The organism is Phenylobacterium sp. (genome assembly GCF_035569475.1).
Classification (GTDB): domain Bacteria; phylum Pseudomonadota; class Alphaproteobacteria; order Caulobacterales; family Caulobacteraceae; genus Phenylobacterium.
Genome location: NZ_DATMNA010000075.1, coordinates 61,207 through 84,804, shown reverse-complemented (window position 1 = coordinate 84,804; position 23,598 = coordinate 61,207). Strand labels below are relative to the sequence as shown.

Here is a 23,598-nt window from a genome sequence, read left to right as displayed (position 1 = left end):
AGGTTCCTTTTACAGGTGTCTCCAACCCCGTTCGGCGACGTTGACAGGATGGCCGTCCACCCGCGCCTCCACGCCGGAACCGAAGACCACCTCGCCGATCGGGGTGAAGCCTTCCGGCGGCGAACCCGGAAACGCGGCGACCACCTCGTAATCATCTCCGCCGGTGGCGAGGCGCAACAGGGCCGCGGCGCGGTTGGGCTGCCCGTCGACCCAGGCCGCCGCCGCCGGCGACAGCGGCATCTCGTCCAGGTCGAGGCTGACGCCGCACCCGCTGGCCTCCGCGACATGTCCCGCATCGGCGATCAGGCCATCGGAGACGTCAGCGGCGGCGTGGGCGTGCTCGCGGAGCGCCTCGCACAAATCCAGTCTTGGCGTCGGCACGCGCAGGCGGCCTGTGAGCCAGCCGCTGGGGTCGGCGATTTCGCCGTTCACGGCGGCCAGACCCAGCACGCCGTCTCCGATCGTCCCGCTGACCGCGATCACGTCGCCGGCCCGGGCGCCGGCGCGGCGCACCATGCGGCCCTCGGGCGCCCAGCCCAGCGCCGTCAGGCTGGCGGTGAAGGGCCCCGGCGTGGAGACCGTGTCGCCGCCCAGCAGGGCGACGCCGAAGGCGGTCAGGTCCTCGCCCAGCCCGCGGGCAAAGGCCTCCCGCTCGGCCGCCCCAAAGCCCGGCGGCCACGCGACGGCCAGGAAGCATCCGAACGGCTCGGCCGCCTTGGCCGCCAGGTCCGAAAGGTTCACCCGCAGCAGCTTGCGGGCGATCAGGCCGGGGCGCTCTCCCACGGGGAAATGCACACCCTCGACCATGGCGTCCTTGGTGACCACCAGGTCGAAGCCCGGCCGCTGCGGCACGATCGCGGCGTCGTCGAGAAGGTCGAAGGCGCCCGGCGCGCCGCCGGTCAGCGGGCGGAACAGCCGCGCGATCTCGGAGAATTCGTCGGTCGCGGGAGGCTTAGCGCCGGGCATCTTGGGCGACCGCATCCAGCGCCCCGTTCACGAACCCCGGCTCCGGCCCCTCGAAGAACGACTTCGCCAGCTCGACATATTCGTCGATCACTACCTCGGTCGGCACGTCCGCGCGGTGGATCAGCTCGTAGGCCCCGGCGCGCAGGATGGCGCGGGCGGTGGCGTCCAGGCGGTCCAGCCGCCAGCCCGTGGCGAGCTTGCGCGCCACCGCGGCGTCGACGGCCTTCTGGTGCTCCACCACGCCGCGCACCAGGTCGGCGAAGAAGGCCTCGTCGGCCGAGGCCAACGGGGTCTCGCCGTCCTCGGCGTCGCGGTCGAAGCGATGCTCGGCGAACTCGCGGATCACCGCCTCGGCGCCGACGCTGGAGACCTCCATCTGGTAGAGGGCCTGGACGGCGGCCAGGCGGGCCACAGAGCGGGCCTGCTTCGGGGCAATGGTCATCTAGAGACCGATCAGGAGCTGCTGGCGCAGTGAGATCATGGTCAGCGCCGCACGGGCCGCGCCGCCGCCCTTGTCTCCCTCGCTGGCGCGAGCCCGCGCCCAGGCCTGAGCCTCGTCCTCGACGGTCAGAATGCCGTTGCCGAGGCAGAGCTGCCTGCTAACCGAGAGGTCCATCAACCCCCGGGCGGATTCGTTGGCGACGATCTCGAAGTGGTAGGTTTCGCCGCGGATCACCGTGCCTAGGGCGACATAGCCGTCGTAGCGGCCGCCTTCCTCCGCGATGGCGATCGCGGCCGGAATTTCCAGCGCGCCCGGCACGGTCACGACGTCATAGGCGGCGCCGAACGACTCCAGCGCGTCCTGCGCGCCCTTGAGCAGCTCGTCGGCCAGATCGGAATAAAACCGCGCCTCGACGATCAGGATTCTGACTTGGTCTTCGCTCATCGGTGGCCCTTCAGCGTGTGCGGCGCAGCCTTAGGCCGTTTCTTGGAAGCGCGCGAGATAGCGCGCCAGCATGTCGATCTCCAGATTGACCCGCGAGCCGGGCTTCAACTCACCCAGGGTGGTCACGTCCCAGGTGTGCGGGATCAGGTTGACGCCGAAGACGTCGTCCTCGACCTCGTTGACGGTCAGCGACACGCCCTCGACGGTGATCGAGCCCTTGGGGGCGATGAAGCGGTGCAGCGGCCGGGGCGCGCGGATGCGCACGCGGTGCGAACCGCCCTCGCTCTCCACCGACAACACCTCGCCGATCCCGTCCACGTGGCCGGAGACGATGTGGCCGCCCAACTCGTCGCCGACCCGGGCGGCGCGCTCCAGGTTGATGCGCCGGCCTTCTTTCCAGGCGTCGAGGGTCGTCAGGCCCAGGGTCTCGCCTGAGACCTCGACGGCGAACCAGTCCACGCCCTTCTCGACCACCGTCAGGCAGCAGCCGGCGTGGCTGATCGAGGCGCCGATATCGACCGTGGCGAGGTCGAAGGCCGTCTCGATCTCGAACCGGCGGTCGCGGTTGGTGTCGCGCACGCTGCGCACCCGACCCACATCGGTGACGATTCCGGTGAACATCTAGCGTCCCGATTCCGAAGTTCGACTGTGCATATGGAAACCTCCTACGAACTTCGGAATCGAAAAGGACGCTAGCAAGTATGAATCGCTAGCGTGCTTCTTGGATTTGAAGTTCGCACGGCGCCAAACCAAACCTAAGCGAACTTCAAATTCAGCACGCTAGCCCCTCGCGTAGCGCTCCCAGAGGTCGTCGCCGACCTCCCGGACCTCGATGCGCCGGAAATGGGGCGCGTCGGCCAGCGCCGCAACCGCCAGGGCGCCTATCCCGGGCCGCCCCTCGCCGCCGATCAGGATCGGCGCGCGGAACCACTCCAGCGCGTCCACCAGCCCGCAGCGGATGAAACTCGCCGCCACCTGGCCGCCGCCCTCGACGAAGATGCGGGCCAGACCCTCGCCGGCCAGGGCCTCGACGACGGCTTTCAGCTCCGGCCGGTCCTCGCCGACGGCGGGCACGGTGAGCACGCGCACGCCGGCCTCGACCAGCGCGGGGTCGGGCGCCGTGGTCGCGACGACATAGGTCGGGATCTCGCGGGCGGTCTTCACCAGCTTGCAGTCCGGCGTCAGGCGCTGGCGGCTGTCCAGCACGACACGCGCCGGCTGACGGCCGACGTAATCCGGCAGGCGCACCGTCAATTCCGGATCGTCGGCGAGCGCCGTCTCGATCCCCACGAGGACGGCGTCGTGCTCGGCGCGCAGGCGATGGACGGCGGCTCGCGCCGCCTCGCCGGTGATCCAACGGCTCTCGCCGCCCGCCGTGGCGATCCGGCCGTCCAGCGAGGTGGCGAGCTTCAGGGTGATCACCGGCATCCCTCCTCTTTAGGGGAGGGTAGACGAGGCGGAGCCTCGGACGGGTGGGGGTGTGTGGGCCAGGACTCCAAAGACCGAGCTTGAACGCGAATCCCCCACCCTGGCCGCTCGCGCGGCCTGTCCCTCCCCTAAAGAGGAGGGATGATTCACGGCTCCTCCTCCGCCGCCTCGGCCAGGCCCTCCTCGCCGAGGAACTTGGCGAAGTCCTGGGTCTCGCGGAAATCGCGGTAGACCGAGGCGTAGCGGACGTAGGCCACGTCATCGAGGGCCTTGAGCTGCTGCATCACCAGTTCGCCCACCGCCGAGGACGGCAGCTCGGTCTCGCCCATGCTCTCGAGCTGGCGCACGATGGAGGAGATCATCCGCTCCACGCGCTCCGGGTCGATCGGGCGCTTGCGGATGGCCACCGCGATGGAGCGGGCGAGCTTGTCGCGCTCGAACGGCGTGCGGCGGCCCGAGCGCTTCAGGATGGTCAGTTCGCGAAGCTGCACGCGCTCGAAGGTCGTGAAACGGCCCCCGCATTCCGGGCAAAGGCGGCGGCGGCGGATCGCTGCGCCGTCTTCCGACGGGCGCGAGTCCTTCACCTGGCTTTCGAGGTGACCGCAGAACGGACAGCGCATGATCTGGCCCCCTTCGGCCCGTTAACCCCTATCCGTTGTAGATAGGGAAGCGCTGCGTCAACTGAAGAACTTCGCTGCGGACCTTCCGTTCGACGCCGGCGTTGTCGCCGCCGGCCTTCAGCCCGTCCAGGACTTCGCCGATCCAGACGCCCACCTGGCGGAACTCCGCCGGGCCGAATCCCCGCGTCGTGCCGGCGGGCGAACCGACCCTCAGGCCCGAGGTCTGCATGGCCGGCAGCGGGTCGCCGGGGATCGAGTTCTTGTTGGTGGTGATCCCGGCGCGCTCCAGGGCGATCTCGGCGTCGGCGCCGCTGACGCCCTTGGGCGTCAGGTCCACCAGCATCAGGTGGCTGTCGGTGCCGTTGGAGACGATCTTGAAGCCGGCGCTCTGCAGGCTGTCGGCGAGCGCGCGGGCGTTTTCGACGACGTTCCGCGCATAGACCTTGAACTCCGGCCGCAGGGCCTCGCCGAACGCCACGGCCTTGGCGGCGATCACGTGCATCAGCGGCCCGCCCTGCAGGCCGGGGAAGACCGCCGAGTTGATCTTCTGGTTCCACTTCTTGGAGTTGGTCAGGATCATGCCGCCGCGTGGGCCGCGCAGGGTCTTGTGCGTGGTCGTGGTGACGATGTGGGCGTGCGGGAACGGGTTCGGATAGACCCCGCCGGCCACCAGGCCCGCATAGTGGGCGATGTCGACCATCAGGAGCGCCTCCACCTCGTCGGCGATGGCGCGGAACTGTTCGAAGTCGATGGCCCGCGAATAGGCCGAGCCGCCGGCGATGATGACCTTCGGCTTGTGCGCGCGGGCGACTTCCCAGGCCTGCTCGTAGTCGATCAGGTGATCCTGCATCCGCACGCCATAGGCCACCGGATTGAACCACTTGCCCGACTGGTTGACGCTCTTGCCGTGGGTCAGGTGGCCGCCGTGGTCCAGGTTCATGCCCATGAAGGTGTCGCCCGGGGTCATGGTGGCCATGAACACCGCCTGGTTCGCCTGGCTGCCGGAGTGCGGCTGGACGTTGGCGTATTCGCAGCCGAACAACTGCTTGGCCCGGTCGATGGCCAGGATCTCTGCCTCGTCCACCACCTCGCAGCCGCCGTAGTAGCGCTTGCCCGGATAGCCCTCGGCGTACTTGTTGGTGAGCACCGAGCCTTGCGCCTCCAGCACGGCGCGCGAGACGATGTTCTCGGACGCGATCAGTTCGATCTGGTCCTGCTGGCGCTTCAGCTCCGCGTCGAGGATGCGCGCCACGTCGGGATCGCCCGAGGCGACGCCGTCGCGGAAGAAGCCATCGGGCGAGGACTGGGCTTGCATGTGAAGCGTCAAGGGCGGCGCCTTTCGGGCTGAGCGGGAATCTGGGCGGCGAGAGCGCTCTTTACCCTCAAATCCCGCGGGCCTCCACCGGCGCGAGACGGTCCGGGAACAATCTTCCGGCGGCGGCGTTGAGGCTTCACCCGTCCTGCATGGTTTGCCGGCGCGGACGGGCAGTGCCGTGTTGAAAAAAGGGGGATGAGATGAGCCTTGCACCGGACCCGGAAGGGCCTTCGGGCGAAGAATTGCTGCGTCTCGGCACGGGGATCGTCTCCGCCTTCGTCAGCCGAAACGCAGTCCCCGCCGAAGCCTTGCCGGACGTGATCCGCACGGTGCACCAGGCGTTGGAGAGCCTCACCCGCGACGCAGCCCCCCTCGTGGCCGAGCGGCTGAAGCCTGCGGTCCCGATCGGCCGCAGCGTGCAGCACGACTTCATCGTCTGCCTGGAAGACGGCAAGAAGCTGAAGATGCTCAAGCGCTACCTGCGCTCACGCTACGCCATGAGCCCCGAGGACTACCGCAAGCGCTGGGGCCTGCCGCCCGACTATCCCATGGTGGCGCCGGCCTATGCGGCCCGCCGCTCCGACTTCGCCAAGCAGATCGGCCTCGGCCGCGGCGTGCGGCGGCACAAGTAGCCGTTTCGTCCGCCGCGGTCCGGCTAGGCCGCGACGCCGCCGACGCGCTGGATGTTGCAGTGGACCCAGAGCTGCTCCAGGGCCGCCACCAGGCGGTCCATCATCTCGTCGGTGTGGGCCGGCGAGGGCGTGAAGCGCAGGCGCTCCGTGCCGCGCGGCACGGTCGGGTAGTTGATCGGCTGGACGTAGATGCCGTGCTCTTCCAGCAGGATGTCCGAGATCATCTTGCAGTGGACGGCGTCGCCCACCAGCACCGGGACGATGTGGCAGACGCTGGGCATCACCGGCAGGCCAGCCTTGATCAGCCGGGCCTTCAGGGACGCCGCGCGTTCCTGGTGGGCCACGCGGATCTCGTTGTGCTCTTTCAGGTAGCGGATCGAGGCCACCGCGCCCGCGGCGAGCGCCGGCGGGATCGAGGTGGTGAAGATGAAGCCGTCGGCGTAGCTGCGGATCGCGTCCACGATCATGGCGTCGGCGGCGATGTAGCCGCCCATCACGCCGAAGGCCTTGCCGAGCGTGCCTTCGATGATGTCGATCTCGGCCATCATCCCGTCGCGCTCGGCCACGCCGGCGCCGCGGGGGCCGTACATGCCGACGGCGTGGACCTCGTCGATGTAGGTCATGGCGCCGTACTTCTTGGCCAGGGCCACGGTGCCCGGGATGTCCGCCACGTCGCCGTCCATGGAATAGACGCTCTCGAAGGCGATCAGCTTCGGCGCCGACGGATCGGCGGCGGCCAGCAGCTCTTCGAGGTGGGCGAGGTCGTTGTGGCGGAAGATGAGCTTCTCGCCCTTGTGGGCGCGAATGCCGCTGATCATCGAATTGTGGTTCAGCGCGTCGGAGAAGATGATCAGGCCCGGCAGGATCTTGTGCAGGGTCGAGAGCGACGCCTCGTTGGACACGTAGCCCGAGGTGAATAGCAGGGCCGCTTCCTTCTGGTGAAGGTCGGCCAGCTCATGCTCCAGTTGCACGTGGTAGTGCGTGGTGCCCGAGATGTTGCGGGTTCCGCCCGAGCCCGCGCCGCAGGCGTCGAGGGCGGCCTTCATGGCCTCGGTGACCACCGGGTTCTGGCCCTGGCCCAGGTAGTCGTTGGAGCACCAGACGATGACGTCGGCTTCCGAGCCGTCGTCGCGGGTCCAGGTGGCGCGCGGGAATTCACCGCGATGGCGCTTCAGGTCGGCGAAGACCCGGTAGCGGCCCTCGGCGCGGACCTTCTCAACGGCGTTCTGGAACGCGGAACGGTAATCCATCGACGTCTTTTCCCCGGGTCCCGCGTCGAATTGGGCGCGCAGGCGGCCGGTTCCCTCTGATGCGACCTCGGTTTTGGCGCCGATGGCCGGTGTTGTCCATAAGACGGGCGGTCGCGGACAACGACCTTTCGTCACGGACGGCTATCTATGAACGGGGCCTTCCTAAGTCGAGTCTCAGGCCGGCGCATGCCCCCGGAAAAGCTCCAGGATCGCTGAAAAATCCTTGGCGCCGCCGCCGAGCCGGTCGAACAGGGCGTAGAGCCCCTCGGCCTGGGCGCCCAGCGGGGTCGCCGCGCCCGCCTTGGCGGCGGCGTCCTGGGCCAGCTTGAGGTCCTTGAGCATCATCGCCGTGGCGAAGCCGCCCTCGTAGTTCCGGTTCGACGGCGCGGCCGGCACCGGGCCCGGCCAGGGGCAATAGCTGGTCAGGCTCCAGCTCTGGCCGGAGGACTTCGACGCGATCTCGAAGAACCGCTCCGGCTCGAGGCCGAGCTTTTCGGCGAGCGCGAAAGCCTCGCAGGTGGCGATCATCGTCGCGCCCAGCACCATGTTGTTGCAGATCTTGGCCGCCTGCCCCGCCCCATGGTCGCCGGCCCGGATCACCGCGCGCGCCATGGGCCCGATCAGGGCTTCGACCGCCGGGAAATCGGCTTCCGCGCAGCCGACCATGAAGGCCAGGGTTCCGGCTTCCGCGCCCGCCTGCCCGCCGGAGACCGGGGCGTCGGCGAAGCGGAAACCGGCCTTCGCCACTTCGGCCCCCACCGCGCGGGCGCTTTCCACGTCGATGGTGGAGCAGTCGATCATCAGGCAGCCGGGCTTGGCGTTCGGCAGCACCTCGTCGCGGTAGACGGCGCGCACGTGCTGGCCGGCCGGCAGCATGGTGATCACCGCGTCTGCGGCCTTCACCGCCTCGGCGGCCGAGCCGGCGGCGACGCAGCCTGCGCCCACCGCCTTCTCCAGCGCGGCCTTCGACAGATCGAAGGCCAGGACCTCATGACCCGCCTTGGCCTGGTTGGCGGCCATGCCGCCGCCCATGTTGCCGAGGCCGATGAAGGCGATGCGAGTCATGAAGATCCCTTAATTCAGTGACTTACTTGGGCTTGCGGAACTTGTAGATGAACTGATCCGTCTGCCCCTGGGAGAAGCCGTCGCGAATGCCCTTGGTGTGATCGTCCGCGGGATTCTTCAGGACCGTGCTCTCGCCCTCGTACTTGAAGCCCGCGGCGGTCACCTCCTGCTTCACCACGGCCGGATCGATGCGATGCAGCGTCTTGGTCGAGTTCGGATCGCCGGGATTGGCCACGTGGTCGAGCACGATGAAGACGCCGCCGGGCTTCAGCGAAGCGTAGATCGCCTTGTCGAAGGCCAGCATGTCGATGCCCGCGACGTTCTTGACGTCGTGATAGTTCTGCGAGGTCCAGATCACGTCAGCCGGGGTCGGGACCGACAACCCGCCCTGCAGCGGCGCGTGGATCGACTTCACATTGGCGTAGGCCGGGTCGGCCGCCAGCACGTCGATCGCCGGCGTCGGCGCGGGCTTGGTCGGGTCCTGCGACGGACGCGGCGGGCCGCTGACGGCGTAGACGACACCCTTGGGCCCGACGGCCTTTGCGAAGACGCGGGTGAAATAGCCGCCGCCCGGCAGCAGGTCGACCACGGTCTGGCCGGGCTTCACGCCGGCGAACTCCAGCATTTCCGCGGGCTTGCGGTCGGCGTCGCGCTTGGTGTCGGCCTCGGGCCGGCCCTTGTCGGCGACGGCGGCGGTGATGTAGGCGGCCGGCGCGGCGTAGGCGGCCGCGGCGGAGATGCCGACGGCCACGGCGGCCGCAAGCAAGAGCTTGGATTTCATTCGGTAGTTCCTCCCAAAAGCGGGCTCTGAGGCGCCGCCTTGCCGTCAAGGTAAGGGTGTCCACTCCTCAGTGGAAGGCAGGGGCGCGAAAATGCCTGCGATGAGCGTTTCGGTGACCCCTTCCAGGGTCGGCGGGTCCCATCTGGGGGCGTTGTCCTTATCGACGATGACGGCGCGGACGCCCTCCAGGAAATCGTGCCGCCGCACCACCCGCGCGCCGATGCGGTACTCCATGGCCATGTTGTCGGCGAAGCGCGTCATGGCGCGGCCGAGCTCAAGCTGGCGGAAGGCGACCTTCAGGGTCTGGGGCGACTTGGCGCCGAGGATCGCGAGTTGCTCGCGGGCCCAGTCGGTGTCGGCGGCTTTCAGCGCTTCCACGATGGCCTCCACGCTGTCGCCGGCGAACAGGCGGGAGATCTCATCGATGTGGGCGGCCAATGGCGGGCGCCCGGCGTCGCCCTCGAACTCGGTCAGCACGGTCTCGATGGCGTCGGGATCGGCCACGATCGCCGCCTTCAGCGCCGGGACCTGGGCGCTCTCCACATAGTCGGTGGCGATGCAGGTCAACTCGCAGTCGGCGGCCTTGATCCGCGCCCCGGTGAGCGCCAGCCACAGGCCGATGTGGTCGCTCATCCGCGACAGGTACCAGCCACCGCCGACGTCGGGGAAGAGGCCGATGCCGGTCTCCGGCATGGCGAACGTCGTCCGCTCGGTGGCCACCCGGAACCGGCAGGGCCGCGACAGGCCCACGCCCCCGCCCATGGTGACCCCGTCCATGATCGCGACCAGGGTCTTGGGGTAGTCGTGCAGCAGGGCGTTCAGCCGATACTCGGTGAAGAAGAACTCCCGCGCCTGGATCCCGTCGCCCGCGCCGCTCTCGGCCAGCATCCGGATGTCGCCGCCGGCGCAGAATCCGCGCTCGCCCGAATGGTCGATCAGCACCAGCCGCACCTTCGGGTCGTCGATCCAGGCGACCAGCGCCTCAGTCATCAGCCGGCACATGTTGGTGGTCAGGGCATGCAGCGCCTGCGGCCGGTTCAGCGTGATCCGCCCGACCGCGCCCTCGATGCGGGTGATGACTTCGGGCTCGCTCATCGGCGATCTCCTCTCCCCCCGCGAAGCGGAGAGGGAGAGGCCGGGGAGAGGGCGGTGCGGGCGGCCAAGGTCGCGCCGGAGGTCCCGCCAGGGCCCGCGGCGGGCCCTCGCCTCACCAAAGGAGTCGCCCAGGCGGCCCTCTCCCTGCCCTCTTCCTCTCTCGCTACGCTCGGGGGAGAGGAGAATTGCGTGTTCATTGCCTCAGCAGCTCCCGTGCGGTGATCACGCGCATGATCTCATTGGTCCCTTCGAGGATCTGGTGGACCCGCAGGTCGCGCACGATCCGCTCCAGCGGGAAGTCGCGCAGGTAGCCGTAGCCGCCGTGGAGCTGCAACGCCTGGTTGGCCACCTCGAAGCCCGCGTCGGTCGCGAAGCGCTTGGCCATGGCGCAGTACTGGGTGGCCCTGGGGTCGCGGTGGTCCAGCGCATGGGCCGCACGGCGCACCATCAGGCGCGCGGCGTCGAGCTCGGTGGCCATGTCTGCGAGCCGCCACTGCAGGCCCTGGAAGTCCTTCAGCGGATTGCCGAACTGCCGCCGCGTCTCCAGGTGCGCCTTGGCGGTGTCGAGTGCGAGGCCCGCGCCGCCCAGCGAACAGGAGGCGATGTTGATCCGCCCGCCGTCGAGGCCCGCCATGGCGAAGCGGAACCCCTCGCCTTCCGCCCCGATGCGGTTGGCGACCGGAACGCGGCAGTCGTCGAAATTGACCTGGGCCGTGGGCTGCGACTTCCAGCCCATCTTCTTCTCCTGTGCGCCGAAGGAGAGGCCGGGCGTCCCGTTCTCCACCACCAGGGCCGAGACCCCCTTCGGCCCCGGCCCGCCGGTGCGGACCATGACGACGTAGATGTCCGAGGTCCCGGCGCCGGAAATGAAGGCCTTCGAGCCGTTCAGCACATAGTGGTCGCCGTCCAGGCGCGCCGTGGTCGCGAGCGCCGCGGCGTCCGAGCCGGAACCCGGCTCGGTCAGGCAGTAGGAGGCGATCAGCTCCATGGTGGTCAGGCGCGGCAGGTATCTGTGGCGCAGCTCATCCGAACCGAACCGGTCGATCATCCAGCTCGCCATGTTGTGGATCGAGATGAAGGCCGCGGTGGAGACGTCGCCGTAGGAGAGCTGCTCGAAGACGATCGAGGCGTCCAGGCGGGACAGCGCCGAGCCGCCGACGTCCTCCTGCACATAGAGCCCCGCGAAGCCCAGCTCGGCGGCCTTCTTCAGCACGTCCACCGGGAAGTGGCTCTCCTCGTCCCAGCGGGCGGAATGGGGCGCGAGTTCGGCGGCGGCGAAGGCGCGCGCGGCGTCCTCGATGGCCCGCTGGTCATCGGTGAGGTTGAAATCCATGAGCGCGGAGTCAGCGCGACACGGGCAGGCTGTCAATCGCAGAGGCTTGCGCGCGAGGGCCCGCCGGGTGCAAACGGCGCGTCATGACCAAAGTCCCCCTCGCCGCCTACCCCGCCCTGCGCATGCGCCGCCTGCGGCAGGCCGACTGGATCCGCCGGCTGGTGCGCGAGACGGTGCTGACGCCGGCCGACCTGATCTGGTCGATGGTGGTGCACGAGGGCGAGGGCGAAATTCCCGTGGCCGCCATGCCGGGCGTCAGCCGCCTGTCGGTGAAGGGCTGCGCCGCCGCCGCCAAGCAGGCCAAGGCCCTGGGCATCCCGGCCATCGCGGTCTTCCCGCACATCGACGGGGCCAGGAAGGACGCCGCCGGTTCGCTGGCCCAGGACCCCAACGGCCTGATCGCCAACGCCGTGAAGGCCATGAAGGACGCCGCGCCCGAGGTGGGGATCATGTGCGATGTGGCGCTGGATCCGTTCACCGACCACGGCCACGACGGGCTGATCGAGAAGGGCCGCATCCTCAACGACCCGACCATCGAGGCCCTGGTCGCCCAGGGCCTGATGCAGGCCAGGGCCGGCTGCGACATCCTCGCGCCCAGCGACATGATGGACGGCCGTTGTGGCGCGCTCCGGCAGGCCTTGGAACGCGAGGGCCTGCAGGACGTGATGATCATGTCCTACGCCGCCAAATACGCCTCGGCCTTCTACGGCCCCTACCGCGAGGCGATCGGCTCGGGAAAGCTGGGCACGGGCTCGGTGGAGAACCCCGGCGACAAGAAGACCTACCAGATGGACAACGCCAACCACGCCGAGGCCCTGCGCGAGGTCGCCCTCGACATCGCCGAGGGCGCGGACATGGTGATGGTGAAGCCGGGGATGCCCTACCTCGACATCGTCCGCCAGGTGGTCGACGCCTTCGCCATGCCGACCTTCGCGTTCCAGGTCTCGGGCGAGTACGCCATGCTGATGGCCGCGGCCCAGAACGGCTGGCTGGAGGAAGAGCGCGCGATCATGGAATCCTTGAGCGCCTTCAAGCGCGCGGGCGCGGCGGGCGTGATCACCTATTTCGCGCCGCGGGCGGCGAAGCTGCTGGGGGCTTAGAGGCTCAGGCGATCATCACGGCGGCGCTGTCGCCGCGGCGCGCCAGGATCGCGCCGATCGCCCCGAACAGGGCCGACATGGAGATCGGCTTGTGCATGACGTCGTCGGCCCCGGCGGCGCGGCAATCTGCGTCGATGCTGGCCCCGTCGTCGGCGGTCACCACGATCACCGGCAGGCCGGCCTTGTCGTCGGCGCGGCGGCGGATGTGGCGGATCGCCGTCAGGCCGTCCATCACCGGCATGCGCAGGTCCATCAGGACCAGGTCGAAGTTCTGGGTGTCGATCATGTCCAGGCCGACGCGGCCGTCTTCGGCCTCGACCATGTCGACGCCGCCGGCGTGCAGCATCTCCCTGACGACGCGCCGGTTGACCTCGTTGTCCTCGACGAACAGGACGCGCATTGCGGAAGGGGCTCCCAGGCGGCCGGACGCCGCTTTCGTGCCCGCATGGTGCTCCGCAGGTGTTTAACGAACGCTGATCACGCGGCCGAAATTGTCCGCCGGGCGATGGCGGCCTCGTTGCGCGCGGCGAAGCCGTCGCGCAGTACGCCGGGCAACGCCGGGGCGGCGAAGGGCTTGCGGACGATCTGGGCCGCGCCCGCGCCCAGCAGCCGGCTTTCCTCGTCCTCCCCGATGTCCGGGATCATCACCGCCACCAGCGCCGGCCGCACCCGGGCGGCCAGGTCGCGTAGCGCCGCGAGCCTCGCCTGACGCTCCGCGCCGAGCACGGCCGCGTCGATCAGCACCAGGTCGAACCGCCCGCTCTCGCCCGCTTCCGCGGCGGCCTCGAAGCTGGCCACCGCCTCGGCCGTGCGGGCCTGCGGGGCGAGCGTGGCCTTCAGCACCGCCTGCGTCAGCGGATTGGCGTCGCAGATCAGCAGCCGGCAGTCCTCCAGCGCACGCGGCGTCGCGCGGCGATCCCGCCAGGGGTTCCGCACCGGGACCGCGGCGCGCTCCAGAGGCAGGCGCAGGGTGACCGTCGAGCCGGTCCCCAGAACGCTTTCGATGCCCACCTCGCCGCCCATGGCCTGGGCGAGGCGGCGGCAGATGGCCAGGCCCAGACCGGTGCCCTCGTAGGCGCGGGTCGAGCTGGAATCCACCTGGCGGAAGGACTCGAAGACCTCCTCCAGCTTGTCGCGCGGGATGCCGATGCCGGTGTCCGCGACGCTGAGCACCAGCTCTTCGCCGGCCTCGCCGGCCTCGCCGGGCTCGACGCGGGCGGTCAGGGTGACGCCGCCCGCCTCGGTGAACTTGATGGCGTTGGACATCAGGTTGAACAGGATCTGGCGCAGGCGGCCGGCGTCCTCGACGATGCGGGCCGGCGCTTCGGCCGCCTCCAGGGTGAGCTGCAGCCCCTTCGCCCCGGCCCGCGCCGTCCAGAGCCGGACGGTCTCGTGGCAGAGGGCCGGCAGGTCCAGCTCGATGCGGTTGAGGGTGACGCCGTCGGTCTCGATCTTGGCGATGTCGAGGATGTCGTCGACCAGGGCGCGCATGGTCTCGCCGGCGCCGTGCACCAGGGCGATCTTCTCGCGCAGGGCCGGGTCGACGCCCTGCTGGCTCAACATCACCTGGGTCATGCCCAGGATGCCGTTGAGGGGCGTGCGGATCTCATGGCTGGTGGTCGCCAGGAACTCGGTGCGGGCCTTCAGCGCCTTCTCCAGCGCGAAGTTGGCCTCGCTCAGCCTGCGGTTGGCCGCCCGGACCTCGTTGCGGCTGCGACGGATCCACAGGAAGCTCACCGCCAGCAGCAGGCCGATGACCAGCGAGCCGATCAGCAGGACCGTGGTGATCACGTTGCGCGACTTGGCGAGCTGGATGTCGCGCTGAAGTTGCCCGGCCTTCAACTGGGCGATCCGCGTCGTCTGGTTGGCGAAGTCGAACTGCGCCGACATCAGCGCCGCATTGGTCGAGGCCGCCAGTTCGCGGGCCTCGTCGTCCAGGCGCTTGAACGCCTCCAGGTGGGCCAGCGCCAGCCGTTCGTCGCCGAGCTGGGAATAGGCCTGATAGGCCGTCTCATGGAAGTCGCGGAACGGCATGGTCGTGGTCTTCAGGTCGGCGCCCTGGAACATGCGCGCCAGCAGTTGGGCCGCGGCCTTCGGCTGATGGCGGCGCAGCTCCACCTGGGCTTGCAGGCCCCAGACGAATGGCTGCTCCTCGCGCGCGCCGGCGTCGGCGGCGACGATCCGCTGCTCCTCCGACAGATGGCCTTGAGCGGCGGCAAGGCGGCCCTCGGCGATCTCCGCCGCGGCGAGGTTTGAAAGGATCTGCGCCTCGAGTTGGAGGCTCTTCATCCGGCGCGCGATCTGCAGCGCGCGATCGAACGCAGCCTCCGCCTCCGCGTACCTGTGCTGCGCCCGCAGCGCATCGCCGATGTTGTTGTCGGCCGTGATCAAGAGCGCCAGATCGGCCGGATAGAGGTCCGCCGCCTGGGCGTAGTACTGCAGCACCTTCGGATAGTCGCGGGCGTCCTGGTAGATCGAGCCGATGCGCATCAGCGCCATGGCCTGGCTGCGCGGCTGCTGGGCGCGGCCGAAGACGCCGTAGGCGGCGTGGAAGCCCGCCAACGCCGCCTGCACGTCGCCGTCGGTCCCCTGCAGGTCGGCCTGCGCCATCATCAGGTCGCCGGCCAGCTTGGAATTGGGGACCCGCGCCGCGGCCGTCGCCAGACCCTCGGCGATCACCGGGGCGGCCGCCTTGGGCCGGTTCAGGCGCAGCAGCGCCTCGCCCTCGAGCCATTGGGCGGTGGCGATGCGTTCGGCCTGGGCTGGGCCGGCCTGGCGCCGCGCGAGGTCCAGGGCTTCGAGGGCGCGCTTCAGGGCCGTTTGCGGCTCGGCCATCATGGCGGCCTTGGCCGCGGCGATCCGGCTCGCATAGTCGCCGAGCGGCTGGCCGTCCGGCGCCGCGGCCGGCGCGGCATGCGCCGAAGCTGCGAAGGCTACGAACATCGTTGCGGCCGCCGCCGCCCATCGTCGCGCAGTCATCTGGGTCGCCCCGATCGTTTCGGCCAGACTAGAGTTAACCCCTTAAGCTCGAGCTAAGACCCTGACTGCGCTAGCTTCCTCGCTATCCTAGAAGCGGAGCCGGTAGCGCGCGCCGGCCATGTAGGACTGCGCCTGGACGCCCGCCGGCACGGTCTCGACCCGCCCGAACAGGCCCACGACGCCGCGTCCGTCCGACAGCGGCCGCGAGTAGATCGCCTCGCCCGCGAGCTGGCGCTGGCCGGAGATGTCGAGGCTCTGGGTCACCACGCCGAGTTCGCCGGTGTCGCGGTTTACGACCTGGACCGAGGTCATCTTGAGCCGGCCGCTTTCGACGAACATCGGCTGCGAGACGCTGACCTGGAGGCGGTCGCCCTTCGAGAACAGGTTGCTGCGCGCCACGGCCACTTCGAAGGCCGAGGAGGTCAGCCCGCCCGCGTCCACCGCCAGGGTCTGGCCCCGGTCGGCCTGGCGGGTGTGGCCGAGCGTCCCGGTGGCCATGATCGACAGGTTCGGAGCCAGCACCCAGTTCGCGCCGGCGGTGAAGCCGTCGGTGGTCGAGCCGCCCTGGAAGTCCTGCCGGTTGGTCGACTGGATCCCGAGGATGCCCGAAGCCTCATGCAGATGAGTGTAGGACCCGGTCAGGGTCAGGCGATCGCTCGCGGCGTAGTTCAGGCTGACGAGCTGGACGCCGGCCTGGTAGGTCGCCGCCCCGCTCGCCGCGCCGGTGATTCCCGGCAGGGCCGCCTCGTCGCGGCGATCGCTGCGCGCCATGATCCCGGCCGAGATCTGCAGGCGGTGGGTGAGGTCGTAGTTCCAGCCGGCGTAGCCGCCGCCGGACGCCAGGCCCAGCAGGGGGTTGGCCCCGCCGCGCTCGGCGTCGAAGTCGGCCGCCTGGGTGAAGCCGGACCGCGCCGTGAGCGCCGGCGCGCCGTCGCCATAGCCGAACAGCAGCGAGGCGCGCTCCCCGTCGACGCGGAGGGACGACTGGTAGTCGGGGCCCTCGTCGCGGAACCCCTGGCGCTTCTCGCGCGGAGCGACGGTGAGGGTCATGTCCGCGCCCCACTTGCCGCCGATCGGCGTGCTGACCGTGGAGAAGCCGTCGTAGCCCGACGAGGCCAGGTGGCTCGTCGTCTGCATGCCCGCCCAGCCGTCCATGCGGCTCAGCAGATAGGCCTGGAACTGCTGCTGAGACCCGCCCATGGCGGTCATGGTCTGGCCGACCAGCTTGCTGGACAGCGGAATGGCGAAGTCGCGCTGGGTCAGGCCGATCGGCTCGAAGGCGTAGAAGTAGGCCCCGGAGGCGTCCCATGCCTGGTGGTTGGCCGTCTGGTAGGTCGACAGCACCGCGCTGCTGGTCTGCGACGTCATCTTCCCGTTCTGGACCTGGTACCAGACCAGGTTGTTGAAGTTGAGCGGCGACTGGGAGGCCGCGACGTCCAGCAGGCCGTGGCCGTAGACCGGGTCCACGCCGGGCGCGCCCAGGTCCTTGGCCGACTGCAGGATGATGTTGACGGTCTCGTTCGGGAAATTGACCAGCCAGGGCCAGCGGCTCTGCAGCAGGGCGATCGCGGCGGCCACCTGCGGGGCCGCGAACGAGGTGCCGCTCTGCCGGGTCACGCCGCCGTGGCCGTCGGAGACCATGATCATCTCGCCGGGCGCCACGATGAAGTGGTTCATCAGCCTGTCGCCGGTGCAGATCCCCAGGAGCGGCGTCAGGCAGGCCGTGCCGGGCTGGTTCGAGAAGTTCGAGATCGTCTTGCCGGTGACGTCCACCGAGCCGACCACGATGAAGGCCGGGTTCAGCAGGCTCCAGGCCACGTTGTTGGTCTGCACCACGCCTTCGTTGCCCGCCGCCATGACGAAGACGGTGTTCTTCAGCGTGAGCGTCACCGCCAGGCTGGAGAAGACCCCGTTCCAGCCCTGGTCGAAGGTCGTTCCGGGCACGCCGAGCGACATGTTGACCACATTGGCGCCCTCGGCCTTGAGCATCTGGACGCCCTTGGTGATGTCGGTCCAGTTGGCCGTCCCGGTGGAGTCGAAGGGGTTGTAGGCCACCACCGAGGCGCCGGGCGCGATGCCCATCACGCCCTGGCCGTCGTGCGCGCCGACGATCAGGCTGGCCACCGCCGCGCCATGGCCGTTGGTAAAGTCGGAAATGCCGTTGGCCCTGACGATGCTCTTCTGCAGCGTCGCGTCGCCTAGCACCGTCATGTCCAGCAGGCCGACGGTAGTCCCCTTGCCGGAGCCCTGCTGCAGGCTGAGCGCCGGGGTCCAGTCGATGGTCTTCATCCAGTGATCGACGTGGTCGGTCCCGGAGTAGTTCATCAGGCCGTCGTACCAGTCGAGGAAGAACAGCGCCCGGGCCGTGGGATCGAGCTTGGACAGCGACGTCGGATCGGCCAGGTCGATGCCGTACTTGGCCAGCAGCGGAGTGGCGAAGGCCGTATCGAAGCTGGCGCCCGTCTTGGCCTGGACCGCGGCGCCCCAGAAGTTGCGCGAGGTGTCGATCAGGCCCTTCAACTGGCCGGCCACCGACTGGTAGTCGGCCGGGCCGGCGGTCGCCGGCAGCGCGCCCCAGGCCGCGGAGATCTGGTCCCAGGTCCCGCCGGCGGCGGTCCAGAAATCGCCGACCTTGAGGTAGTCCGGCGCGCCCGTCCCGACCACCGGGTTGGTCGTGCCCCAGAAGGAATTCAGGTCGCCATAGAAGGCGCCCGTGCTCCCCCAGAAGGGCTTCATGTCCCCCCAGAAGGGCCGCAGGTTGCCGTAGAACGGCTTCAGGTTCCCGTAGAACGGCTTGAGGTTGCCGTAGGACGGCGCCACGTCGCCGTAGAACGGCTTGATGTTGCCGTAGAACGGCGTCACCGGGCCGGTCGCCGGCGCGGTCTGGGCCTGGACCGCTGCCGGAAGGGCCAGGAGCGACACCGAGGCGAGCGCGGCCAAACGAAGCCCGTGATTTCGACGCTGGCGGATACGAAGCATGGCGTTCCCCTGGCCGATCCGTTTTCGGCTCCCGGGCAGAAGATGCCTCGATTTCCTTAATTATCGCGAAATAAACACAGTCAATATCCGTTATCTATGATGTATATCGTTCCTAATTTCCGTCAACCATCGCGTTTTACCACGGTATTCTATGTAATAACTCGCGTAACGGGGGAATTTAAGATGACATAGCGCCACATCGTCAGAGAATGATCTCATAACTTCTCAAGTTCTTACCTGCCCACATGATTTTACATCTATATCTTATTATATCCAAGCGACATCAAGGGGCGAAATATCATCCCTCTACTGAGGCGCCGCGGCGCGGAAGCCAGCCCTTCAGGATCGCGTTGACCTTCTCGGGCGCCTCCTGCTGCACCCAGTGGGAGACCTTGGGCAGGCGCTGGATCGTCAGGTCGCGGACGTAGGCGTCGGTCCCGTCGAGGAGCTCGAGGCCGAGGGCGGCGTCCTCCTCGCCCCAGACGATCAGGGTCGTCGTCTCGATCGTCGGCCACGGCCCGCGGAGCTTGCCGCCCAGGCGGAAGGCGGCGCGGTACCAGTTGATCATGCCGGTGATGGCCCCGGGCCGCTGGGCGTCCCTGGCGTAGCGGTCGAGCACGTCCTTCGTGAAGTTCGACTTGTCGACGGCCATGCCGTGGAAGGCGTTGCGGATGGCCCGCGCATCGTGGGCGGTCATGGCCCGCTCCGGCGCGCCGGGAAGCTGGAAGAAGAACATGTACCAGGACTTCCTGAGCTGGGCCCACGACCGGCCCAGGCGCGCGCTCATCACCGCCGGGTGCGGCACATTCATGATCACCAGCCGTTCCAGCGGCCGGACGCGGTTGGCGGCGAAGGTCCAGGCCAGGCCCGCGCCCCAGTCGTGGCCGATCAGGGTGACGGTCTTGGCCCCACTGGCGTCGATCAGGCCGGCCACGTCCTCTATCAGCCGGTCGATCAGATAGGCGGAGACCTCGCGCGGCTTGGGTTCGGTCTCGCCATAGCCGCGCAGGTCCGGCGCCCAGGCGCGGTAGCCCATCTCCGCCAGCAGCGGGAGCTGGTAGCGCCAGGAGAAGCGGCTTTCCGGGAAACCGTGCAGGCAGAGCGCCAGGTGGTCGCCCTCACCAACCTCATCGACGGCGAAGTCGAAGCCGTTGGCGGCGACGCGGCGGGTGGTGATGCTCATGCCGGCGCGCTCGTGAAATAGGCGCTGTCGTGATCATGGCCCGGCAGGCGGATCATGCCGGCGTCTCTCAGGCCGATCTTCCGGAGCACGGCGATGGAGCCGAGGTTGGCCGGGGTGGTGATGGCCACGATGGTTCCCAGGCCGAGCACGTCGCGCCCATAGGCCAGCGACGCGGCCGCGGACTCCGACGCATAGCCGCACCCCCAGAACCGCTCCAGAAAGGCGTAGCCGACGTCGGGGTGCTCGAGGCCCTCGCGCTTGACCAGGCCGCACAGGCCGGCCGGCTCGCCGGTCGCCTTCACGTCGCAGCGCCAGAGGCCGAAGCCGTTGGCGGCGTAGCCGGCCTGGGCGCGCTCGATGTAGCCGCCGGCGCTCTCCAGGTCACGCACCCCGCGGTCGCCGATGTTCTCGCGGAAGCCGCGGCTCATCAGCAGGTCCAGGATGAAGGGCGCGTCGGCGAGCGTGAGCTCGTCCAGGGTGAGCCGCTCGGTCTCGAGGATCACTCAGGGCTTCTCCAGCCGCGCCACCAGGCTGGAGGTGTCCCAGCGGCGGCCGCCCAGGGCCTGGACCTCCTCGTAGAAGCCGTCGACCATGCGGGTCATGTCGAGCGCCGCGCCGTTGCGGCCGGCCTCGTCCAGGACCAGGCCCAGGTCCTTGCGCATCCAGTCGACCGCGAAGCCGAAGTCGAACCGGCCTTCGCTCATGGTCTTCCAGCGATTGTCCATCTGCCAGGACTGGGCCGCGCCCTTGGAGATCGCCTCGTAGACGGCCTGCGGCTCGAGGCCCGCGCGCTTGGCGAAGTGCAAGCCTTCGGCGAGGCCCTCGACCACGCCGGCGATGCAGATCTGGTTGACCATCTTGGTGAGCTGGCCGGCGCCCGGCCCGCCCATCAGCTTCGTCGCCTTGGCGTAGGCGGCGATCACCGGTTCGGACTTGGCGAAGGCCTCCGGCGTCCCGCCGCACATGATGGTGAGCTGGCCGTTCTCGGCGCCCGCCTGGCCGCCCGAGACCGGCGCGTCGACGAAAGCGCGGCCGCCCTTGGCCGCCAGCTCCGCCATGTCGCGGGCCACGACCGCCGAGGTCGTGGTGTGGTCGACGATCACGCCGCCCGCCGCCATGGCCGGCAAGGCCTCGCCCACCACCTGGCGGACGTCGTCGTCGTTGCCGACGCAGAGGATGAAGACCTCCGCGCCCGCCGCGGCCTCGGCCGCCGTCTTGCCGACCCGGCCGCCATGGGCGGCGACCCAGCGGGCCGCCTTCTCGGGACTGCGGTTGAACACCGCCATCTCATGGCCGGCCTCGGCCAGATGCCGCGCCATAGGGAAGCCCATCACGCCGAGACCGGCGAACGCCACTTTCATCTCAAATCCGCTCCTTAACCTCGTGTCCGGTTCCGCGGTTCGGTGGCCGGCGCACCAGCGCGCAACGCCATCTTAAGAAGAGCCTGCGCAAGTGATTCCCTCGTAACAGGCTTACTCGGGGCGGACCATGGCGGTGGGCGGCGAACGGCCGATCATCATCAAGCGTATCAAGAAGGGCGGCGGCGCGGGACACCACGGCGGCGCCTGGAAGGTCGCCTACGCCGACTTCGTGACCGCGATGATGGCGTTCTTCCTCTTGATGTGGCTGATCAACACGACCAGCCCCGAGCAGAAGCGCGGCATCGCCGACTACTTCGCCCCCGCCTCGGTTTCGGAGACCACCTCCGGGGCCGGCGGCATCCTGGCCGGCACGGCGCTCGGCAACGAGGGCACCAAGCAGAACGGCTCGCAGTCCATCGTCCAGGACGCCAGCCCCGATGTGAAGAAGCCGGACGACGGCAAGTCCAAGGAAGCCGCCAAGGGCGCCGACACCGCCGCCGACCAGATCAAGCAGGACCAGGCCAAGCGCGAGGCCGCCGCCTTCGCCTCGGCGGCGCAGTCGCTGCGCCAGGCGCTGCAGGACATGCCGGAACTGGCCGAGCTGTCGAAGCAGATCATCATCGACCAGACGCCCGAAGGCCTGCGCATCCAGCTCGTGGACCAGGAAGGCCGCTCCATGTTCAACCAGGGCACGGCCGTCCCCAACGACCGCGCCAAGCTGCTGCTGCGGGCGATCGCCAAGATCATCAACCAACTGCCCAACAGGATCAGCATCTACGGCCACACCAGCGCCGGCTCCGGCGCCGGCGGCAAGGCCGACAGCGACTGGCCGCTGTCGTTCGCCCGCGCCGACGCTTCGCGTAAGATTCTGCTGGGCGCCGGCGTCGATGGCGACCGTGTCTATCAGGCGAGCGGCAAGGCCACCTCGGACCCGCTCTATCCCGACGACCCGACGCTGCCCGGCAACCGCCGAATCGCCATCGTGCTGCTGCGCGAGGCGCCGGTGTTGCCGCCCGACCGCGGCCCTTAGCCCCAGGCGCATTGCGGTCCTGCAACAGGCCTTGCGCCGCGGCGCGGCATGACGCCTAATCCATGGAAAGGCTTATCGATAAGGCGACCGCAGGTCCGTGACGCAGCATTTCCCGTCCCGACAGCTCAGGTTCTTCCTGACCGCCCCGTCGCCGTGCCCCTACCTGCCCGAGCGCCATGAGCGGAAGGTGTTCGCCCACCTGCCGCTGAGCGACGGCGCCGGCGTCAACGACAGCTTGACCCAGGTGGGTTTCCGCCGCTCGCAGAACATCGCCTACCGCCCGGCCTGCGAGGCCTGCGCGGCCTGTGTCTCGGCGCGGATCCCGGCGGCCGACTACCTGTTCTCCCGCTCGGAGCGAAAGGCGATCGCCCGCAACGAGGACCTGGAGCGCCACCTGGTCGAGGCCGAGGCGACCATGGAGCAGTTCGACCTGCTGCGCCGCTACCTCACCACCCGCCACGCCGACGGCGGCATGGCGGAGATGACCTGGCCCGACTACGTGGCCATGGTCGAGGACACCGCCGTCCGCACCCACATCATCGAATACCGCACCCGGCCCAGGGACTGCGGGCTCCAAAATCGAGGAATGGGCGAGCTGGTCGCCTGCGCCCTGGTGGACGTGATGAGCGACGGCCTGTCGCTGGTCTACAGCTTCTACGACCCGACCCAGAGCCGCCGCTCCCTGGGCTCCTTCGTGATCCTCGACCATGTCATCCAGGCTTGCCTGACCGCCCTGCCCTACGTCTATCTTGGCTACTGGGTGCGCGGCTCGGAGAAGATGGACTACAAGGTCCGCTTCTCGCCGATCGAACTGCTGAAACCAGAGGGCTGGACCCTGGTGGTCGGCGGGGCGGCCAAGGCGGCCAACGGCACGCTCTAGGATTTCCCATGGCCCGCCAGCTTCGGCTGAGCCTTCGCCGGCCCACCGTCCATTCCCGCGATGACTTCGTGCGCGGCGCCTCCAACGGGCCGGCGCTGGACGCCCTCGACGCCTGGCCGCGCTGGCCGGGCGGCGCCCTGGCGCTGGCGGGCCCGCAGGGCGTCGGCAAGACCCACCTGGCACGCGCCTGGGCCGCCTCGACCGGGGCCGTGGTCCTCGACCGCCAGGACCCCGACGTCGCCGCCGCCGCCGGCCGACCCGCCCTGCTGGAGGACGTGGACCAGGGCGCGCCCGACGAGGCCCTGTTCCACCTGATCAACCAGGCCCAGCGGGAAGGGGCGAGCCTGCTGCTGACCGCCCGGACGCCGCCGGCCGCCTGGCCGGCCGCCCTGCCCGACCTGCGCTCGCGGCTGAACGCCATACTGGTGGCGGAGATCGAGGCGCCCGACGACGAGGTGCTGACCGGCGTCCTGCGGAATTTCTTCCGTGAGCGGAACATTCGCCCGAACGACGATGTCTATGCCTACCTGCTGCGGCGCATGGAAAGGTCCATTCCCGGCGCGCAAGAGATCGTGCGGCGCCTCGATGAGACCGACGACGGGCAGATGCGCCCCGTTTCCCGGCTGCTGGCGCGCGAGATCCTGGAAAGCGATATCGAAAATCTTGACCTTTTCGAGGGATGACTTGAACCGGTCACAAGCAGGGCTCAAGTTCT

At 69.2% G+C, this 23,598-nt stretch carries 23 protein-coding genes; 5 read left to right on the top strand and 18 right to left on the bottom strand.

The features are described 5' to 3' along the window. Positions 1–9 precede the first annotated feature (9 nt). From thiL to glyA, 7 genes are all read right to left on the bottom strand, one after another. Entirely contained in the window at positions 10–981 is a 972-nt protein-coding gene (gene thiL, locus VNW53_RS11260) for a thiamine-phosphate kinase (protein ID WP_325555741.1), read from the bottom strand. Beyond that, entirely contained in the window at positions 953–1,408 is a 456-nt protein-coding gene (gene nusB, locus VNW53_RS11255; RefSeq protein ID WP_325555740.1) for a transcription antitermination factor NusB, read from the bottom strand. Before nusB ends, thiL begins: the two co-directional genes overlap by 29 nt. Next, positions 1,409–1,852 carry a 6,7-dimethyl-8-ribityllumazine synthase gene (locus tag VNW53_RS11250; RefSeq protein WP_325555739.1) on the bottom strand — a complete coding sequence of 148 codons (444 nt, stop codon included), beginning with the start codon at positions 1,850–1,852 and terminating at the stop codon, positions 1,409–1,411. It abuts the gene before it with no gap. 30 nt (positions 1,853–1,882) lie between these two features. After that, positions 1,883–2,473, bottom strand: coding sequence for a riboflavin synthase (locus VNW53_RS11245; RefSeq protein WP_325555738.1), 591 nt, complete (start codon positions 2,471–2,473; stop codon positions 1,883–1,885). A 159-nt stretch (positions 2,474–2,632) separates the two neighbouring features. Continuing rightward, on the bottom strand, positions 2,633–3,280 hold the full coding sequence (locus VNW53_RS11240) for a RibD family protein (RefSeq protein WP_325555737.1): 648 nt from the start codon (positions 3,278–3,280) through the stop codon (positions 2,633–2,635). Between the two features lie 146 nt (positions 3,281–3,426). Continuing rightward, positions 3,427–3,900 (bottom strand): transcriptional regulator NrdR, encoded by a 474-nt coding sequence (gene nrdR, locus VNW53_RS11235; protein ID WP_325555736.1) that lies wholly within the window; start codon positions 3,898–3,900, stop codon positions 3,427–3,429. A gap of 28 nt (positions 3,901–3,928) precedes the next feature. Further along, positions 3,929–5,215: a serine hydroxymethyltransferase gene (gene glyA / locus VNW53_RS11230; protein ID WP_325555734.1), complete on the bottom strand. Its 1,287-nt coding sequence runs from the start codon at positions 5,213–5,215 to the stop codon at positions 3,929–3,931. A gap of 200 nt (positions 5,216–5,415) precedes the next feature. Between glyA and VNW53_RS11225 the strand changes: the two genes are divergently transcribed. Continuing rightward, positions 5,416–5,847, top strand: a complete 432-nt coding sequence (locus VNW53_RS11225; protein WP_325555733.1) for a MucR family transcriptional regulator — start codon at positions 5,416–5,418, stop codon at positions 5,845–5,847. Between the two features lie 23 nt (positions 5,848–5,870). Here VNW53_RS11225 and hemA read toward each other — a convergent pair whose 3' ends face one another. The 5 genes from hemA to VNW53_RS11200 all read right to left on the bottom strand — a co-directional run bounded on the left by hemA (position 5,871) and on the right by VNW53_RS11200 (position 11,371). Continuing rightward, positions 5,871–7,097 (bottom strand): 5-aminolevulinate synthase, encoded by a 1,227-nt coding sequence (hemA, locus tag VNW53_RS11220; protein ID WP_325555732.1) that lies wholly within the window; start codon positions 7,095–7,097, stop codon positions 5,871–5,873. 174 nt (positions 7,098–7,271) lie between these two features. Continuing rightward, positions 7,272–8,162: a 3-hydroxyisobutyrate dehydrogenase gene (gene mmsB / locus VNW53_RS11215; protein ID WP_325555731.1), complete on the bottom strand. Its 891-nt coding sequence runs from the start codon at positions 8,160–8,162 to the stop codon at positions 7,272–7,274. A 22-nt stretch (positions 8,163–8,184) separates the two neighbouring features. Next, the gene (locus tag VNW53_RS11210) at positions 8,185–8,943 is read right to left on the bottom strand and encodes a methyltransferase (protein WP_325555729.1); all 759 of its coding nucleotides are present in this window, start codon (positions 8,941–8,943) and stop codon (positions 8,185–8,187) included. 45 nt (positions 8,944–8,988) lie between these two features. After that, positions 8,989–10,038 (bottom strand): enoyl-CoA hydratase/isomerase family protein, encoded by a 1,050-nt coding sequence (locus VNW53_RS11205; protein WP_325555727.1) that lies wholly within the window; start codon positions 10,036–10,038, stop codon positions 8,989–8,991. Between the two features lie 193 nt (positions 10,039–10,231). Continuing rightward, on the bottom strand, positions 10,232–11,371 hold the full coding sequence (locus VNW53_RS11200; protein WP_325555726.1) for an isobutyryl-CoA dehydrogenase: 1,140 nt from the start codon (positions 11,369–11,371) through the stop codon (positions 10,232–10,234). An 83-nt stretch (positions 11,372–11,454) separates the two neighbouring features. Between VNW53_RS11200 and hemB the strand changes: the two genes are divergently transcribed. Next, the gene (gene hemB, locus VNW53_RS11195; RefSeq protein WP_325555725.1) at positions 11,455–12,471 is read left to right on the top strand and encodes a porphobilinogen synthase; all 1,017 of its coding nucleotides are present in this window, start codon (positions 11,455–11,457) and stop codon (positions 12,469–12,471) included. Positions 12,472–12,475: 4 nt separating this feature from the next. Here hemB and VNW53_RS11190 read toward each other — a convergent pair whose 3' ends face one another. The 6 genes from VNW53_RS11190 to VNW53_RS11165 form a co-directional block, all read right to left on the bottom strand. Next, complete coding sequence (locus VNW53_RS11190) at positions 12,476–12,871, bottom strand: response regulator (RefSeq protein ID WP_325555724.1); 396 nt, start codon at positions 12,869–12,871, stop codon at positions 12,476–12,478. Positions 12,872–12,948: 77 nt separating this feature from the next. Beyond that, positions 12,949–15,450 carry an ATP-binding protein gene (locus tag VNW53_RS11185; RefSeq protein WP_325555723.1) on the bottom strand — a complete coding sequence of 834 codons (2,502 nt, stop codon included), beginning with the start codon at positions 15,448–15,450 and terminating at the stop codon, positions 12,949–12,951. An 87-nt stretch (positions 15,451–15,537) separates the two neighbouring features. Beyond that, positions 15,538–18,429 (bottom strand): S8 family serine peptidase, encoded by a 2,892-nt coding sequence (locus VNW53_RS11180; RefSeq protein WP_325555722.1) that lies wholly within the window; start codon positions 18,427–18,429, stop codon positions 15,538–15,540. A gap of 298 nt (positions 18,430–18,727) precedes the next feature. Then, positions 18,728–19,612: an alpha/beta hydrolase gene (locus VNW53_RS11175; RefSeq protein WP_325555721.1), complete on the bottom strand. Its 885-nt coding sequence runs from the start codon at positions 19,610–19,612 to the stop codon at positions 18,728–18,730. After that, the gene (locus VNW53_RS11170) at positions 19,609–20,115 is read right to left on the bottom strand and encodes a GNAT family N-acetyltransferase (protein ID WP_325555720.1); all 507 of its coding nucleotides are present in this window, start codon (positions 20,113–20,115) and stop codon (positions 19,609–19,611) included. The genes VNW53_RS11175 and VNW53_RS11170 overlap by 4 nt, the downstream gene beginning before the upstream one ends. Then, positions 20,116–20,973, bottom strand: coding sequence for an NAD(P)-dependent oxidoreductase (locus VNW53_RS11165; protein WP_325555719.1), 858 nt, complete (start codon positions 20,971–20,973; stop codon positions 20,116–20,118). It abuts the gene before it with no gap. A gap of 127 nt (positions 20,974–21,100) precedes the next feature. On the opposite strand from VNW53_RS11165, the gene VNW53_RS11160 reads away from it, so the two are divergent. From VNW53_RS11160 to VNW53_RS11150, 3 genes are all read left to right on the top strand, one after another. After that, the gene (locus VNW53_RS11160; RefSeq protein WP_325555718.1) at positions 21,101–22,003 is read left to right on the top strand and encodes a flagellar motor protein MotB; all 903 of its coding nucleotides are present in this window, start codon (positions 21,101–21,103) and stop codon (positions 22,001–22,003) included. A 97-nt stretch (positions 22,004–22,100) separates the two neighbouring features. Then, positions 22,101–22,883: an arginyltransferase gene (locus VNW53_RS11155; RefSeq protein WP_325555717.1), complete on the top strand. Its 783-nt coding sequence runs from the start codon at positions 22,101–22,103 to the stop codon at positions 22,881–22,883. A gap of 8 nt (positions 22,884–22,891) precedes the next feature. After that, a complete protein-coding gene (locus VNW53_RS11150) occupies positions 22,892–23,566 on the top strand; it encodes a DnaA ATPase domain-containing protein (RefSeq protein ID WP_325555716.1) in 675 nt (224 codons plus the stop codon). The last annotated feature ends 32 nt before the right edge of the window (positions 23,567–23,598 follow it).